Raw genomic sequence first — 16,934 nt, 5'->3', positions numbered from 1 at the left:
TGGCTTTACATTTCTGCTTAGGTAAAAAATAATTTAACTTTTTTGTTCTATTTGTTGGTAAAAATGCTTTATTATCTACGCGATTAATTGCTTTTTTTACAACACAAGGAGGAACTTTATGGAGGAGCAAAAATCACAACACAGAATCCCAAAAATCCTTATCTTGGGCGGTGGCTATGGTGGGCTAAAGGTAGCACTTGGCTTGCAAAGCATATTAGAAGAAAATCAAGCAGAAATCACTCTTATAAGCAAACACGACTACCACTATCAAACCACACTTTTACACAAAGTCGCTATCGGCACGCTTAGCGCGCGCAAAGCCAGAATCTACTACCGCAAGATTCTTAATCTTTCAAAAGTCACCTTTATCAAAGATAAAGTGCTAGAAATCCACCCTGACAAAAAGCAAGTCATTTGCAGACGTAGCGGGTATCAGTATGATTATTTGGTGATAGCGCTAGGCTTTAAGCCCGAAACTTTTGGTATCAAAGGCGTGGATAAATACGCCTATAAACTCTCTTCGCTCAATGCCGCGCTCAAACTCACAAAAAATATCGAAAACAAATTTAAAGACTACGCGCTCACTCAAGATCAAAATGATTTGCGTGTAATTGTGTGTGGCACGGGATTTACAAGTATTGAATTTGCCGCAGAGCTAGCGACACAACTAGGGGATTTATGCGAAATTTGTGGTATCAATCCTAAGATTCCAAAAGTTGTGTGTATCGGGCGTAGCGGGCAGATTCTACCCATTTTTGACAAAAGCTTATCCGAAGCGGCTGTAAAAAAGCTCACAAAGCTTGGCGTAGAGTTTATAACAGGCGCGGAAGTTGTGGAATGCAAGGCTAACGGCGTGGTGATTGAAAAAGATGGTGCGCAACAAGAGATTAGAGGAAACACAATTTTATGGGGCGCAGGTGTGCGCGGTAGCGATATTGTGCAAAATTCCGCACTCAAAAATACGCGTGGGCGCATTGAGGTGGATTCTAAATTGCGCTGTTTTGAGTATCCAGAGATTTTTGTCGTGGGCGATTGTGCTAAGGCTAGCTCAAAAGATGTGATACACGCACCAACCGCGCAGCTATCCGCGCAAATGGGCGATTATGTGGCAAAGATTTTGGCTAGCATTGTTAAAGGCAGGGAGATAAAAGAGGATTTTAATTTTATCCATCGTGGGACAATTTGCAGTATCGGGCATACAGATGGCGTGGGCGTAGTGTTTGGCAAGCATTTGCGCGGAGAGATCGCGGCATTTATGAAAAATACCATTGAAAACCGCTGGCTTTTAAGTATTGGTGGCTTAAGCATGGTTTTACGCAAAGGACAATTCCGCTACCGCACGAGCAATTAAAATCCCGTGCAAACAATCATCGCAAAAAAGCTTTTTCTCCCATACTTTTAAAAGAAAATCTAGCACACTAAAAAGGGCTAGAATCTTGCTCTAAAAACACTCACCTTCAAGCAAGATTCTAACTTTTAACAAAAATTATTTGCAAGGATTATTCACCGATATACACTTGCCTTGGACGGGTGATTCTCGTGGTTGGATCTTTGATATGCTCGATGAGTTGCGCGCACCAGCCCGGCATTCTACCGATAACAAAAATCGGCGTAAAAAGCGAGACAGGGATTTTAAGCGCACTCAAAATAATTCCGCTGTAAAAATCCACATTTGGATACAATCCGCGCTCTTTGAAATAATCATCACTCAAAGCCACTTCTTCAAGTCTTTCAGCGATATCGCTTAGGCGATGATCCATTCTTATGCCTTTTTTGTCAAGCTCATTTTTCAGCGCCTTGATAGTCTTTGCGCGTGGATCGTAGCTCTTATACACGCGATGCCCAAAACCCATAAGCCTAAATGGATCGCTCTTATCTTTTGCACGCTCGACAAATTTTGCGACATTTTTTACATCGCCAATTTCATTAAGTTGTACAAGCACTTTTTCATTCGCCCCACCATGTGCAGCACCCCACAATGCGTTAATCCCAGCAGAAATCGCTGCATAAGGGTGCGCACCCGTGGATGCGACATTGCGCACGGTGGTTGTAGAGGCATTTTGCCCGTGATCTGCGTGAAGTGTGAAAATCTTATCCATCGCTTCCACTTCAAGCGGGGTAATCTCTTGTTCGCCGCTTAGGCTATTTTTCAAGCGATTATGCGGATAGGCGCGCAACATATAAAGAAAATTTTCCACATAAGAGCGCTCAATATCAGGGTAAATAAAAGGCGCGCCCACAGAATTACGATAAGAAAATGCCACAAGTGTGGGAATCTTAGCGATGATTCTATTTGCCATCACTTGATAATCTTCGCTATCCTCGCTATCTTTGTAATTCACATAGAAGGTTGAAAGTGCCGCCACAGCAGAACTTAGATTAGCCATTGGGTGAGCATTATCAGGAAATGCGCTAAAGATATTTATAAGCCCTTCGTGCAAAAAGCTACGATGGCGCAATTCTAAATCAAATTCTTTAGATTCTGTTTCATTTTTTGGCAGAGAATCCGCAATAAGCAACTTGCAAACATCGGTAAAGCAGTGTTTTTCCACCAGCTCTTCAATAGGAATCCCCTTATACAAAAGCACGCCATTTTTCCCATCAATATAGCTAATCGTGCTTTTACAGCCCGCTGTGCTTCCATAGCCCGGATCGTAGCTAAAAATATTTGTACGTTCAAAAAGCTTTGAAAAATCCACCGCCTGAGGTCCGCGATTACATTCGATAAGCTCAAACTCAAAACTCTCATTGGTTTGGTTATTTGTCAAAGTGATAGTTCCCATCTTTACCCTCCTTAATTTTAAGACTGCTTAAAGTGTTGCATAATTTCATAAATAAAAGGTTAAAGAATTTTTAACTATACTTTTTAAAATTTCAAGGAGAAACAATGAAACTTTTTAGAGTGTTTTTAGTATGTATTATAGCTTTTGGCGTAACGCGGGCGCAAGAGAGAGAATCTAGCGAAATAAGTATTGTGATGGTTGGCGATGCGCTTTTGCATAAAAGCGTGTATGAGGACGCGCGCGCGGTGGCGCAAAAGAGCACAGATTCTAAAAATTTTGATTTTGCGCCAATGCTACAACATATCGCGCCTTTGGTGGAAGACTATGACTTACGTTTTTATAATCAAGAAACGATTTTGGGGGGTGAAAATCTTGGGCTAAGTAGCTATCCAACTTTTAATTCCCCGCAGGAATTTGGGGATTGTATGCTTAATCTTGGATTTAATCTTGTGAGTTTAGCAAATAATCACACGCTTGATAGGGGTGAAAAAGGCGTCCGCGCAATGCTAGAATATTGGAATAAAAAACGCGCAGAAAATAAAGATTTGCTCACAGCAGGAAGCTTTGAAAGTGCAGATTCTCGTGCAAAAATAGAGGTGCGTGAAAAAAATGGTATCAAATATGCACTCCTTGCCTACACCTATGGCACGAATGGAATCCCCCTACCACAAGGCAAAGAATATCTTGTAAATGTCTATACCAAAGAGATGTTAAAGCGCGACATTGCACAGGTGCGGAAAAAAGTGGATTTGCTGATTGTCTCAATGCATTGGGGTGTGGAATATGAGTTTGTGCCAAACAAAGAACAACGCGAGCTTGCGCGCTTTTTAAGCAAACAGGGCGTAAATCTCATCATTGGCACGCATCCGCATGTCCTACAAACAATTGAAAAAATCGATGACACGCTTGTGATTTACTCTCTAGGGAATTTTCTCTCCGGGCAAAAGGACATAAGCACCAAAATTGGCGCACTAGTAAGCTTGAAAGCCCATAAGGATTCTAAGCAAAAAATCACTTTTAGCGATATCCACGCCGAGCTTATTTATACCAAATCAGACAATTGGCGCGAGTTTGTGCTTTATCCCTTTTCGCTCTTAAATGAAAATATTTTGCCCAATTACAAAGCCTTGCAAGCGCAATATATGGAGATTCTCCAAAGTGGCGCGGTGTTAGAGTGAATGATGATGACAATGTAAAAAAGAGCGGCGCGATAAAAAATAATTATGCCAAGAGAACAATTTTTGCACTTTTAAGATTCTGATAATTTTTCTATATGAAATCCTGCCCAAGTCTGCGTTACAGGCATTAGTTCGATTTCATTGATATTGATATGCTCTGGCAAGCTCACAAGTGCGCAAAGCACCTCGCTCAAATCCTGCGCGCTAATAAACTTCGTCCCCTCATACAAAGAATCCGCGCGCGCCTTATCGCCCTTAAAGCGCACTTCGCTAAACTCTGTCTTGCACAAGCCCGGCGCGATATTTGTCACCTTTATATTGCTTCCACGCAAGTCATTTCTAAGCGCAATGGAAAACTGCGCCACAAACGCCTTAGTCCCACAATACACATTCCCACCAAAGTAAGGGTTACGCGCCGCGACCGAGCCGATATTAAAAATATGCGCACCTTTTTGCACCCTAAGTAGCGGAATAACCGCACGCGCGATATACAAAAAGCCCTTGATATTTGTATCCACCATCGTATCAATATCTTCAACGCTTAACTTGTCAAACTCCACCTGCCCTAGTGCTAGCCCTGCGTTATTTACCAAAATATTAATGTCTCTAAACTCGCTAGGCAGAGAATCTATCGCGCTAAAAACGCTCTTTTTATCGCGCACATCAAGACTTAGCACAAAAACGCGCACGCCAAACTCCTTGCGTAATTCCTCCAAACGCTCTTTCCTGCGCGCTATGGCAATAACCTTATAGCCCTTTGCCAAAAATACACGCGCAATCTCACGCCCAAACCCAGAACTCGCCCCCGTAACACACATTGTAGGCATACTTTCTCCTTTAATTTTATTCTATGCAATTCGCAAAGAACTTGTCATCTCATCAATCGCACTCCCTATAAATTTCCCTGCCAACAACCAAATAACGTTCCCAATAATGCTCCACAAACTCTCTTACCTCACGCTTTTTGGGGATATATTCCTCACAATAACGTTCTAGCCACACTTTTGCATCGCCCTTTGTTTGATAATGACGCGCGAGGCTCAAATATGTGCGTACATACCAAAGGCTAAGCGCACCATATTTTGACTTATACACACGCAATTTGCCAAACTCGCGTGTTTTGTCAAACCTAAGCACGCCAGATTCAAACATTCCACACAAATGGATAAGCCCCTCGCAGTAGTATGGGCGCACTTCAAGATTTTCCCTCCATGCCATAAGCCCCACCGCGCGCCTTACACAATCACTAAAAAACGCCTCCCAAACTTGCAAACTCTTTTTGTTTGTTTTTTTAAGTGTATTTGCAATGAAAGATTCTATTCCTTCAAATGTATCGCCTTGCGGGAATAAATCCCGCTTCGGCTCCACTTCGCTTGCGCTCGCGTGCATATTTGATGTTTTTTGGTTATTAAGGTTTGTAGATTCTGCTAAAAACCCCTTAAGTTCCTCTTGTATCGGGGAATGGCACAGCAAATATGCCATAATCCCGCCACTTGTAGCCTTAAACTCCTCGATATTTTTAAACTCCCCGCTTGCATTCATCGTAGATTCCGTATTTTCATCAATCCACAAAATGTGCCCAAACTCGTGTCCATTCGTGCTAAGCTCATACACACTATGCCAAAGCGCGGGATTTTGGAACAAAATTTTGCGCGCAGATTCTAAAAAACTTTTTGCAAAAAATTCATAGCTCAAGCGCATTTTTGGCTTTGCGCGCGCGTGAGCGATAATTTTTTGTGGAAAAGCAAAGATTTTTTTACCTTCTTTTTTGCTGACAAATTCATCGTTTGGCACCACCTGCGCGCTAAATTGTCCATTATTCTCCGCGCCAAAAAACAAAAGAGGAATAGAGGGAAAATACATACTTTTTTCAATACTATGCTTCACAAACGCGTACATTTTGGAATCTCCGCCCAAATACGTGCTCAAAAATTCAAAACAAGAGCGCACACCCTGCTTGATATCAAAAGAATATGGCGCGCTTAGGTTTTGCTCCACCACAAGACGTAAATCCCACTCCGGCGCCACTGCGTGACGATAAATATCCTCATAATACTCAAGCGGATGTCCCACCTGTAAAGGCTCGCTTATTTGCATCCACGCACAATCCACTTCCTGCCAACGCTCTATTAATTTCGCAGAATCTTCGCACGCAAAGGCATTTTTAAGCGCATTAAAATACGCGATATAAGAATCTTTTGCAAAAAAATTATCCTCTTCCAATGCCTGCAAATTTTGCAAAAGTTTTTTCAAAGCCCCTGCAATCGCGCCAATCTCTTTTGGAAAAGCACGCGCATAAGGCACGCTTTTTGGCTTAGAATCTACAATTTCATTTAAATGCAGTGTGCTTTCATACGGCAGGGAATAACACCTTTGCGCGTTTTGGTTAAATTTATCACGCTCCATTGTCGGCTCTAAAAATGCCACTGCCTCTTGTAAGCTAAAGTTTTGCGCCAAAATTTTATTAATGCCTTGTATCAAGCGCCTATCCCACGCGATGAAAAAGGTATTCATACACTGCCCCACTTCATACACACCGCGCAAAATCTCCCTAAAAAATGGCGTTAAAAGATTTTCTTTTGTAATGTGTTCAAGCAAATGTGCTTGAAGTTTTTCGTAGAATCTAGCCACAAAAGCAATGAGGAATTCCCTTTTTTCCGCGATTATGCTTTCATCTTTGCCGCAAGCTTTTAGCACTTCTAAAATAGAATCTTCGCGCAACATCACGATTCGTTCAACCAACGCAACAAAATGCTTCTTTTCTGGCGCGATTTCTAACTCCGCGCAAAGATTTTTCAAAATCTCGTGCTTTTCTTGCAGTGCTGGCTTATGCTTAGATTCCGTATCTTCACAAATTTCTAGCACTTTGTAAAACTCAAAAAGCTCCTCTTGCGCCTCTTGCCACAGGACAAAAACACGCTCTATATCTTTTTTAAAATTTAAACTCATTAATCTTGCTTTCAACCTCGATAGTTTTAGAATCTAGCTCGTTTGCGACATTTGAGATTTTATCCATTTCTTGAGCAATTTTTTGCAGATTAACACTTAACGTTTTGTTATTCTCCAAAAGTAGGCTTGTGTCCTCATCAAGGGCTTTTGAGCTGGAAATTATATCCGTAGCGAGCGAATTTACAATCTCGATTTTTTCCACCACACTTTGGATAGATTCTTCAATTTTTTGAGAATCCTCCATAAAAGTTTGGAAATTTTGTGCGTTATGCTCTATCTCCGCATGCACTTCATTAATGCTCTGCGCGATAGTATTTAATGTTACATCAATTTCACTCAAAGATTTTTGTGTGCGTTCAGCCAATTTTCTCACCTCATCAGCCACGACTGCAAAGCCTCTGCCGTGCTCACCTGCGCGCGCTGCCTCAATGGCTGCGTTTAAAGCGAGTAAGTTTGTTTGATTAGCAATATCGTTAATGATACCTAGCACACCTTTGACATTTTGTGCTTCCTGCGTGAGCGTGTGCATTGTCTGCACGAGGTCTTGCTGATTTTGTGCGTCATTTGTGATAGTCTGCGAGAAATTTTGTATCACATTAGAAGTTACGCCCAGCTGCTCCCTTGCCTGCGCTATATCACTCATTGCTTCAGAGATTTTTTCGACATTTTTACGCAGAGAATCTTCCACGCGTGCGCCAATCTTATTTGTCTCTTCAGAAAGTCTAAAGCCCTCTTGCGTGTGGGAAAGCACCCCACTTGAAGTATGAAGCAAATCTTTTGAAATCTGCACATTTTGCTTGCTTTGTGCGCCAAGCGTGCGGAAAATCTGCGCAATAGAACCAAGAAAGCTAATAATTACGCTAAAAATGCTCCCAACCTCATCTTTATCACTTTTTGCAAGCTTTGGCATTACGCTCATATCTTTATTTTTCTCCAAGTTAAATAAATAACCCTGCATATCGCCTACGCGCGATACAAGATTTCTAATCACAAATGAACCCACGAAAAAAGTGAGTATCACCACAAAAATTGTAACGCCTAGCATAAACCAAAACGAAAAGGCGTTGGTAGATTCTTCAGATTCTACCTGTGCGATTAAATCTTGTTTTAAGTTATCTTCGATTTCTTTAAATAAATCAATTTTCCTTGTAATCGTATTAAACCAATATCCGCTATCAACGCCAAACCCGCCATCGCGCGATTTTATAATCGCAACTTCATGCATTCTATCCACTTCTGCAAAGCTGGAATCTTTGGAGGTTTTTTCATAAAGTTCAAGTGCTTTTTGCGAAGCATAGACTTTAAAATCTCTCAAATAAATCTCTTGTGCGCCCATAATCAAAATAAATTTTTCATAATTGCCCTGCGCAAATTTATCCGCACCAAAGGTATTTGAAAGTATCGCACGCTCCCGCCCGGCGTTTTCTTTCATATTTAGGAAATCAATATACGCACGCAAGGACTTTGCAATTTTATTTGAGTTTGTATTTGCCACATCATCAAATATCACAAATCCAAATTCAATGCTCTGCGTATAATATGCTATCACATCACCAACTTTCATACTTGCGTTATCTACACCTGCGCGTGTTTGGGAGATTTCACCAAGCTTTTGGGTAAAGGTGTTTATGCTTTTACTCAAATCCAGCGGATAAGCGCCTAAATCAAAACTTTGCAAATAGTCTTTAAGATTCTTGATTTCAGAATCACTCAAAGTCCGCTGTTGCTCTAGTTTTTGCTTAAACACATCATTACGCGCGCCAAGATAGCCCGCACTCGCCCCGCGCTCTTTTTGCAATTCGTGGATAAGCTGCGAAACCTTGCTTGCAAGCACGATGCCATCATTTAAACGCGAAGCGTCTGTGAGTGCCTTATATCTATCAGTAAGAATGACGAACGAGAAAAAAATCAGCGTCCCAAGCGGAATAAGCATAAGCATAAGCATTTTTGTGCGCACTTTAAAGTTACTAAGTGAAAAATTATGCATTAAAGACATATCCCCCTCCTCACGCAGTCAAAATACTCACCAAAACCTACTTTAAATGCCTGCTTTGCGGAAATATCACCATTTTGGTGTTGCTTAATTCTGCGTTTTTTTGTTGTGTTTTGCCTGTTTTGTTAAGAGTGCAAAATATTATCATATTTCACAGCGATTTAAGAATCTATATCAAAAAAAATATCACTTAATTTTACTTTGTTTCTACATGCTTGAATCTCCATTTAGTTTTGGTGGGCGATTACAAAGACTTGCGTTTTATGCATTTTGTGCGCAGCAATTAAACGCATATTTTGATAAAATAGCGCCGCGAAATACAAAAAATTAAGGAAAATCTATGCAAACACAGCCACAAAGCCACACGCGCAAAACAAAAGAAACTAACATCACCCTCACTCTCACACTTTATGGCGAAGGAAAAAGCGAGATTCAAAGCGGAGTTGGATTTTTTAACCATATGCTTGAAGCATTGAGCAAACATAGTTTGATTGATTTGAAAATTCTCTGCGAAGGCGATACACATATCGATGATCATCACAGCGTAGAGGATTGTGGTATCGCGCTTGGCGAAGCGCTAAAAAATATGCTCTATCCTTTGAGCGGGGTTGAGCGCTTTGGAAATGCAAGCGCGGTGATGGACGAGGCAAATGTGGAATGCGATATTGATCTTTGCAATCGCGCGTATTTGGTTTTTGATATGAGCGCGTATGATGGCGCGTTTAAGGGGAAAATCGGGAGTTTTGATATTGAACTTGTGGAGGAATTTTTCAAAGCATTGTGCTTTAATGCCAATATAAGCGCACATATTGTGCTAAAACGTGGAAAAAACTTACATCACATACTCGAGGCAAGTTTCAAAGCTTTTGCGCTCGCGCTTAGACGCGCACTCACACCAAATGTGCGCATTCACACACCAAGCACAAAGGGCGTATTATGAAAAAAATTGAAATACTTTTCTTAGATGTCGATGGCACACTCACGCAAGGCGATATTACCTACACACAAGGTGGCGAGGAAATAAAAACTTTTAATATTAAAGATGGATTAGGACTTAGCGTGTGGAATAAGAATCTAGGGCGCAAGTCTGTTATCATCAGCGGGCGCGAATGTGAGCTAGTCAAAAGGCGCGCGGGTGAGCTTGGGATTTTTGCGACTTATCTTGGCATTAGCGATAAAGGCAAAATCATCAATGAAGTTTTAGCAAATCTTAATCTCAAGCCAAGTCAAGCGGCGTGCATTGGCGATGATTTGAATGATTTGTCAATGTTTAGAATCCTTAAAAACTCCTACGCGCCAAAAGATTGCGCTTCTGGGATAAAAAGCGAGGTAAAAACGCTCCTTAGTAAAAATGGCGGGAAAGGGGCGGTGCGCGAGATGATAGAGGATATTTTACGCAAAGAGGGCAAAAATAGTGAGCTTAAAAAATATTTCAACTAGTGTTTATATTTTCTTTTTTGGCTTGCTTATTTTTAGCCTCGCAAGCATTGCGTTTTTCAAACAAGATGAAAGCAGGACAAAAGATGTGGGCACGAATATCCCAAATGTAACGATTGAAGATTTTAATTTTTATTTGCTTGATTTAGAGAATCTCGCACTTATTGCTAATGGCAAAACGCTGTTGCGTTATAGTGACTATGATGAGGCATATGAGCTTTTTGCCTATCAGATGGATTCTATGCAACGCAGGGGCGAAGTGTATGCACCCTTTGTCAAAGCACAAAAAGATATTTATTTTTTCCCGCAAAATGTCCGCTATGTGCGCGAAGATGGTTTGTCGCTGTGGAGCGAAAAGGGTGTGTATGACTATCACAAGCACATTTTTCAAGGTGAGGGAAAATTCTTTTTTGATGAAGGCGGGACGGATTTGCACGGCTTAAATGTGCTGTATAAGCAAAATACGGATTTTATCAGTGGGATTGAATTAGATGGATTTATCGAGCTTGGAGATTCTTAAAAAAGGGGCAAGGTATGCAAAACAAACACATGTTTTTAAAAAAAATTCTTAGCAAAACAAATGCTTTTCTTTTTAGCGCATTAATACTTGCTGGCTGCTCAAACACAAGCGTGTATAACGGCGGAAAAGGCTCATTTAACGAGTATGAGGATTGGGGAAATTATGAGAAGCGTAATAAGCGCAGTTTCGAGCACGGCAATAAAAACACATATAGGGGCTTTTCAGAGGATTACGATGATTTAGACGCGTTTCAACAAGGCATAGATTCTAACCTTGGCGGAGAACAAATGCGAGAATCGCCTGAAATCCAACGCGCCACAATGAAGCCCTACCAAATCGCTGGCAAGTGGTATCACCCACAAGAAGTAAGCTTGCACGATACTTTTGAAGGGCTAGCAAGCTGGTATGGACCGGATTTTCACGCGAAAAAAACTTCTAATGGGGAAACTTACAATATGTATGCTCACACCGCCGCACACAAGACATTTCCGATGAATACGGTAGTGAAAGTCTATAATGTCGAAAATGGCAAAACCACAATTGTACGTATCAACGACAGAGGTCCGTTTGTGGAGGGGCGCATTATTGATTTGAGTAATGCTGCAGCAAAGGATATTGATATGATTGGCTCTGGCACGGCAAAAGTCAAAATCGAAGTGATTGGCTTTAAAGGCGTGATAAACACAGAATCTAAAGATGAGCTAAAAAATGATGAGAGTTTGCAGGAGGAGTTTAAAGTTGGCTACACGCCACAAAGTGTGGCAGGAGGGAGTTTCGCGCTGCAACTTGGGGCGTTTAGAAGAAAAGAAGGCGCACAAAGCACAAAAGAGGGGTTTGACAAGTATCCGCCTTATAAAACCATCATTAAAGAAATGCTCGATACTGACAACCAACCGATCTATCGCGTGTTTTTGGAGGGATTTCAAAGCGAAGAGGAGGCGAGGGATTTTATGAAAAACACCCCTGGCTTTGAAGGAAAGATACTTATAAGGAATTAGAAGCAAATAAGAATCTTAAGCCTGATGTCGCATAAGATTCTTAACTTTTTTAAGCGCGCGTTTTACTCCTCTTTTTAAGCGCGAAGGGTGCTTTGCTAGCATTAATTTAAGTCGTAATGTTTTAATATCAAGCCCAAAAATAGGCGTTTGAAGTGCGCATTCCCACCATTTACAAATGCGCTCATTAGACAAATTCTGCCTGCATTTTTTCTTTTTTATCAAGCCTTTCCAAGGTTTTAAGCCCGTGTTGTAATGTATAATTTTTAGATTTTTCAAAGCATTTTTATGCTCATTTCTTGTGTATCTGATTGTGTATTCTTTGTTTTCACCTTTAAAAATTGCATCTTCAAAAGTAGAAAATGCCACAAAATTCCACTCTAATCCCAGCTTTAGCGTATCCTCCCCAAAAAGCACATTGAGTGTGTCTTGATCTAAAAATACCGGATTATAATTTTGTAAAAACTCCAATGCTTTTTGCTCGATTTTTCCACTACGCCACGCTTGCAAATTAATCAATATAAAACCGCCATTAAATTGCCAATTAGGATTAAGGACAATATCTTTAAATTGTGGTTTTTTGGAAGGAATAATATGACGTTTAATATGCACAGAATCTAACACAACACCCGCAAAATTATCCCCCAAATCAATCGCGAAAAGTTCTCTTAAATCTCCAACCACAAGCATATCCACATCAAGATAAAGACATATTTTTAAATCTTTTGGCAAAAAACGTTCCAACAACAAACGATAGTAAGTAAGATAATTTTGCTTTTTCTCAAACCCCCATTTGTTTAAGCCCTCAAACACATTCTGTTCTACATAGTGCAGGGAAATTTCGCAAGGATAAATGGTGTTTAATTCTATTTGGAATCTTTGGAGTTTTTGTTTGGTTTTGATAGAGAGAGAATCTGTTAAGATATGAAAAATATATTTCCTATTATCCCCCCCCCTATATGATTAGCTTCTTTGGCGCAAGCATCTGCGCTAGATTTTACAATACTATACAACAACACCGCTGCGTATTTAATATAGTTTTCATCAGAGTTAAGCACTATATGAAACATTTTTAGCCTTTATTTGAAATAGATTACCATTGTAACAAAAAAAAGAAATTTCTCAATACTCCATTCCAGATTCTCGCAGCTTGTCGCGGATATAGCGCATTTGGATATTTTTATCAAAGCACCATTTTGGTGCGAGCAAACTTTCATCATGTGCGCCCGCGCTTATGCGCTGCACCACGACATTTGGCGGAAGGCGTTTTATGGATTCTACGATGAGATTTGCAAAAGTTTCAAGCTTGATTGGCGTATATGCCCCGCTTTTATACATTTGCGCGAGCTTAGTGCCATTCACCACATACATTGGGTGGATTTTAATCCCATCAATCCCCCACGAAATCACAGAATCTAGCGTGTGCAACATCATCTCTTCACTCTCATTTGGCAATCCATAAATGATATGCGCACAAAGCTTAATCCCCTTCGCACGCGTCTTTTTAAACAGCTCCTGCGCACCCTCAATCCCGTGCCCGCGGTTAGTGAGCTCTAAAGTCTCGTTATACACTGATTGGATTCCATATTCAAGCCAAATTTCTTTGCCCTCCCTGACATAGCCACTCAAAAGCTCTAAAACCTCATCGCTCACACAATCAATACGCGTCCCGATACTTAGTCCCACCACATTTGATAGGCTTAGCGCGCAGTCATACAACGTCTTGAGCGTAGCAAATGGCGCGTAGGTGTTGGTGTAGGATTGAAAATAAATTATGTATTTTGCAATCCCAAATTTTTCATTATGAAAATCCGCGTGCCACTTGTATTGCCCTTTGAGCTGCTCGAGCTGTTTTGGCAAAAGTGGATTTTGAGTAAGCGAAAAATTCATCTTCACATTCGCGCGCTCATTGAGCTTCACCAAACTTGGGGAAAAAGATTCATTATCACAATAAATACACCCACCTTTTGCCACGCTCCCATCGATATTAGGACAAGTAAAGCCGGGCAGAGAAATTGGGATTTTCCTAACCCTTGTGCCAAAACGTCTCTTAAAATACCTTCCGATAGTTAAAACCACACGCACAGCCTATTCCTTGAAATAATTTATAAGTTCCATCTCAAGCCCACTTATATCTTTTAAATCTTTTAGAGCCAAAGTAAGCTTTAAATTAACCGCATTACCCGGATTCATTTGCACTAGCTGCTTTTCTTTATTGTTTATACTTATAAACTCACGCCGTGCTTTATGGTCATAACGATAATCTCGCCTTTTATCAATAATATAATAATGCAAACTTTGAGTAGTAAGACCTAATAAGATAATAAAATCATAGTTGTATTTTGGATTGATACCATTAAATTGAAAAGTGTTATTGTTTAATCCTTTTCGTGCGGTCTTAACCTCAATTTTTTTGCCATTTGAAAGCAAGTCAAATTCATCGTGAATTGTTTCGCTTCCCACTCCGTCAAGTGGTAAATTTAGTCCCTTAAAAACCTCTTTTATAAATTTTTCACCAATTTGTCCTATTGCATTACCCTCAAAATGTAAGATTTTTTCAAAAATTCCATTTTTTTGCTTTGCCTTAATTTCGTCATATTTCTGTTCTATAAGCTCTAGGAAAATATTTTCTAATCTCATCAAAATCCCTCATCTTCCAATAGCTTAAAGATATGCGATTTACCAATATGACGACAACCATTTGTAGCAAGTGAGCTATATTTAAGCCAATCAGCCCTCAAAAATAACTCATCTAATTTCTTTTTAGGAGCATTTTCATTATAAATTATTGCGATACCGCTTTTATATTTCACGTTTTTAAACTCGCTTACCACCATATTTTGCTTAAAAAATGTGCTTGAAAGATAAAAATTTGCCTTTTTATTAAATATCCACTCCTTGCCACACTCTCTATTTTTAGCCAAAGACACAGTTACAACGCGTAAAATTTTGCTATATGGCTCTTCTTTTTCTTTTTGTTTATACCAACTAAATTCACTTTTATTGCTTTTGTAATTTTTACTCCAAATTTGAAAACAGGCTTTAACATCCTTTTCTTTGCCATTTTTTAGATAAAAAGAGTTGGTAGGCAAAACCTCCTCGTGCAAAAGATGCAAATCTTTAACGCGATAACGCACAGAACCCTTACCCAAACTCTGAAAAAACATAGGTAGTATAAAACACACAAAATCAGCTCCCGCACAATGTTTAATAAACTCCAAAGCCAAAACACCCCGATGTCCAAAGGGTGGATTGCCAATAACTATTAAAGGTTTTTGAGGTAATTCATAAGTCAAAAAATCAGTCTTTAAAATATCAAATTTACTTTCATTTATATCAATACCAATCTTATTTTTAGGCAAAAGTGTATAAAAACAGCCATCCCCCACACTAGGTTCTAACCAAGTGTATTTGTCTATATTTTCATACTTTGAGATAATCTCTTGCGTTTTATTAAAAAGGGTTTTTGCAACTTCAGGTTTTGTAAAATATTCATCAAACTTATTGTTTTTATTTTCTCTCATTACCCCACCATTTGCGTATTTCAATTGATTTTCACTCAAACAAATAGGCATAAATCTTTCCATATTTCAAGACTTTTGCGATAAAAGATAAGAATCAATGTACTTCCCATCAAAGCACGCCTTGCAAAATCCACTTCCACCCACCGCGCAATCAAGCGCGCTCAAAGACAAAAAGCCCAAATAATCAGCGCCAATATATTCACGCACCTCTTCAATACTCTTATTGGCGCAAATAAGTTGTTTTTTATCCGGTGTATCCACACCATAGAAACAAGGGTTAATCGTGGGCGGTGCGGAAATCAGCATATACACCTTTCGCGCACCTGCCTTGCGCAGAATCTGCACGATTTGCCTACTTGTCGTCCCGCGCACGATAGAATCATCTATCACAATAATGTCTTTTCCTGCAATGAGACTGCTTATAGGATTAAGCTTTAGGCGTACTTTGAGCTCCCTGCTCTGCTGTGTTGGCTCGATGAAAGTCCTGCCAACATAATGATTGCGGATAATGCCTAGCTCAAAATCAATCCCGCTTTCTTTAGAATACCCAATTGCCGCCGCCACGCCAGAATCTGGCACGGGAATCACCATATCCGCTTGCAATTTATGCTCTTTGGCAAGTTGCGTGCCCATATTTTTGCGGATTGTATAGACATTTTTTCCATACACTTGACTATCAGGACGCGCGAAATACACATACTCAAACACGCAAGGCGCACTTTGTGGCTCATAAACCTGAATGCTTTTTGGCTCACATACGCTTAGTGGCGTATAAGCACCCTCAAAAATCAGCATTTCCCCCGCCCTCACATCGCGCACATACTCCGCCCCTATCAAATCAAACGCGCAAGTTTCACTCGCCACGATATAGCCGATACTTCCATCGTCATTTGTAATTTTGCCCAAACTTAGCGGGCGCAAACCATACCTATCGCGCACCACAAACATTTTAGAACGTGAAAGAAACAAAAAGCAATACGCTCCATCAACAAAGCTCAATGCATCAATGATTCTATCCACCAAATGCGCTTTTTGCGAATGGGCGATGAGGTGGATAAGATTTTCTGTATCTAAATGGCTTTGAAAAATCGCGCCCTTTTTAATAAGCTCCTCGCGCACGCTTTTGGCGTTGGTAAGATTCCCATTGTGTGCGATGGCGATTTCACCGAGTGAATAGCGCGCAAAAACAGGTTGAGAATCATTAGCAGAATCTGCACCCGCAGTCGCGTAGCGATTATGCCCAATGCTTGAATTTCCTTGTAATTTATTAAACTTTGCCTCATCAAAAACTTTGGTAACCAACCCATTTCCCTTAATGGTGGTGATTTGCGCACCATTTGCGGTGCTAATCCCGCTTGCCTCTTGCCCTCTGTGTTGCATTGCAAAAAGCGCGTAGTAGCTTAAAAGTGCCGAACGCTTGACATTGTAGATTCCTACTACTGCGCATTCCTCATTCCATTCTTTTTGCCATTCTTTTTGCCATTCTTTTTGCCATTCTTTTAATGCACCTTGCGATTCTTGCAGGGGCTTTTGGCACGCGTATTGTGCTTTGTGT

Annotated in this window: 16 protein-coding genes; 6 read left to right on the top strand and 10 right to left on the bottom strand. The window is 40.3% G+C overall.

Annotation, left to right across the window (positions count from 1 at the left end; genetic code table 11):
* Positions 1 to 118 precede the first annotated feature (118 nt).
* Positions 119 to 1,351, top strand: coding sequence for an NAD(P)/FAD-dependent oxidoreductase (locus A3217_RS02995; RefSeq protein WP_066387764.1), 1,233 nt, complete (start codon positions 119 to 121; stop codon positions 1,349 to 1,351).
* Positions 1,352 to 1,499: 148 nt separating this feature from the next.
* Here the strand turns inward: A3217_RS02995 and A3217_RS02990 are convergent, their stop codons facing one another.
* Positions 1,500 to 2,783, bottom strand: coding sequence for a citrate synthase (locus A3217_RS02990; protein ID WP_066387762.1), 1,284 nt, complete (start codon positions 2,781 to 2,783; stop codon positions 1,500 to 1,502).
* Positions 2,784 to 2,887: 104 nt separating this feature from the next.
* Here A3217_RS02990 and A3217_RS02985 point away from each other — a divergent pair, with 104 nt between their 5' ends.
* Positions 2,888 to 3,961, top strand: a complete 1,074-nt coding sequence (locus A3217_RS02985; protein WP_066387759.1) for a CapA family protein — start codon at positions 2,888 to 2,890, stop codon at positions 3,959 to 3,961.
* A 71-nt stretch (positions 3,962 to 4,032) separates the two neighbouring features.
* Here A3217_RS02985 and A3217_RS02980 read toward each other — a convergent pair whose 3' ends face one another.
* Genes A3217_RS02980 through A3217_RS09585 form a run of 3 tightly spaced genes read right to left on the bottom strand, consistent with a single transcriptional unit; the run spans position 4,033 to position 8,906 of the window.
* Positions 4,033 to 4,788 carry an SDR family NAD(P)-dependent oxidoreductase gene (locus A3217_RS02980; protein ID WP_066387756.1) on the bottom strand — a complete coding sequence of 252 codons (756 nt, stop codon included), beginning with the start codon at positions 4,786 to 4,788 and terminating at the stop codon, positions 4,033 to 4,035.
* 52 nt (positions 4,789 to 4,840) lie between these two features.
* Positions 4,841 to 6,910, bottom strand: coding sequence for an invasion protein CiaB (gene ciaB, locus A3217_RS02975; RefSeq protein WP_066387754.1), 2,070 nt, complete (start codon positions 6,908 to 6,910; stop codon positions 4,841 to 4,843).
* Positions 6,894 to 8,906, bottom strand: coding sequence for a methyl-accepting chemotaxis protein (locus A3217_RS09585; protein WP_066387752.1), 2,013 nt, complete (start codon positions 8,904 to 8,906; stop codon positions 6,894 to 6,896). Before A3217_RS09585 ends, ciaB begins: the two co-directional genes overlap by 17 nt.
* A gap of 337 nt (positions 8,907 to 9,243) precedes the next feature.
* Between A3217_RS09585 and hisB the strand changes: the two genes are divergently transcribed.
* Genes hisB through A3217_RS02945 form a run of 4 tightly spaced genes read left to right on the top strand, consistent with a single transcriptional unit; the run spans position 9,244 to position 11,858 of the window.
* On the top strand, positions 9,244 to 9,843 hold the full coding sequence (hisB, locus tag A3217_RS02960; RefSeq protein ID WP_066387746.1) for an imidazoleglycerol-phosphate dehydratase HisB: 600 nt from the start codon (positions 9,244 to 9,246) through the stop codon (positions 9,841 to 9,843).
* Positions 9,840 to 10,343 carry a KdsC family phosphatase gene (locus A3217_RS02955; RefSeq protein ID WP_066387743.1) on the top strand — a complete coding sequence of 168 codons (504 nt, stop codon included), beginning with the start codon at positions 9,840 to 9,842 and terminating at the stop codon, positions 10,341 to 10,343. The genes hisB and A3217_RS02955 overlap by 4 nt, the downstream gene beginning before the upstream one ends.
* On the top strand, positions 10,318 to 10,860 hold the full coding sequence (locus tag A3217_RS02950) for a hypothetical protein (RefSeq protein WP_066387738.1): 543 nt from the start codon (positions 10,318 to 10,320) through the stop codon (positions 10,858 to 10,860). The genes A3217_RS02955 and A3217_RS02950 overlap by 26 nt, the downstream gene beginning before the upstream one ends.
* A gap of 14 nt (positions 10,861 to 10,874) precedes the next feature.
* Positions 10,875 to 11,858: a septal ring lytic transglycosylase RlpA family protein gene (locus A3217_RS02945; RefSeq protein WP_417935352.1), complete on the top strand. Its 984-nt coding sequence runs from the start codon at positions 10,875 to 10,877 to the stop codon at positions 11,856 to 11,858.
* A gap of 15 nt (positions 11,859 to 11,873) precedes the next feature.
* Here the strand turns inward: A3217_RS02945 and A3217_RS02940 are convergent, their stop codons facing one another.
* From A3217_RS02940 to purF, 6 genes are read right to left on the bottom strand one after another with little or no spacing between them, the layout of a single operon-like run.
* Positions 11,874 to 12,758, bottom strand: coding sequence for a glycosyltransferase family 8 protein (locus A3217_RS02940; protein ID WP_231860291.1), 885 nt, complete (start codon positions 12,756 to 12,758; stop codon positions 11,874 to 11,876).
* A gap of 14 nt (positions 12,759 to 12,772) precedes the next feature.
* A complete protein-coding gene (locus A3217_RS08965; protein WP_156471834.1) occupies positions 12,773 to 12,925 on the bottom strand; it encodes a hypothetical protein in 153 nt (50 codons plus the stop codon).
* Positions 12,926 to 12,977: 52 nt separating this feature from the next.
* Positions 12,978 to 13,940 carry a tRNA modification radical SAM protein MnmL/YtqA gene (gene mnmL, locus A3217_RS02935; protein ID WP_066387734.1) on the bottom strand — a complete coding sequence of 321 codons (963 nt, stop codon included), beginning with the start codon at positions 13,938 to 13,940 and terminating at the stop codon, positions 12,978 to 12,980.
* A 3-nt stretch (positions 13,941 to 13,943) separates the two neighbouring features.
* Positions 13,944 to 14,495 (bottom strand): restriction endonuclease, encoded by a 552-nt coding sequence (locus A3217_RS02930; protein ID WP_066387732.1) that lies wholly within the window; start codon positions 14,493 to 14,495, stop codon positions 13,944 to 13,946.
* A complete protein-coding gene (locus tag A3217_RS02925) occupies positions 14,495 to 15,430 on the bottom strand; it encodes an SAM-dependent methyltransferase (RefSeq protein WP_197456918.1) in 936 nt (311 codons plus the stop codon). The genes A3217_RS02930 and A3217_RS02925 overlap by 1 nt, the downstream gene beginning before the upstream one ends.
* Positions 15,431 to 15,445: 15 nt before the next feature.
* Positions 15,446 to 16,810 (bottom strand): amidophosphoribosyltransferase, encoded by a 1,365-nt coding sequence (gene purF / locus A3217_RS02920; protein WP_231860290.1) that lies wholly within the window; start codon positions 16,808 to 16,810, stop codon positions 15,446 to 15,448.
* Between the last annotated feature and the right edge of the window lie 124 nt (positions 16,811 to 16,934).

The sequence above is a fragment of the Helicobacter himalayensis genome (assembly GCF_001602095.1).
Lineage (GTDB): Bacteria > Campylobacterota > Campylobacteria > Campylobacterales > Helicobacteraceae > Helicobacter_F > Helicobacter_F himalayensis.
The sequence above is the reverse complement of the archived record's forward strand: the minus strand, read 5'-3'. Positions and strand labels throughout refer to the sequence as shown.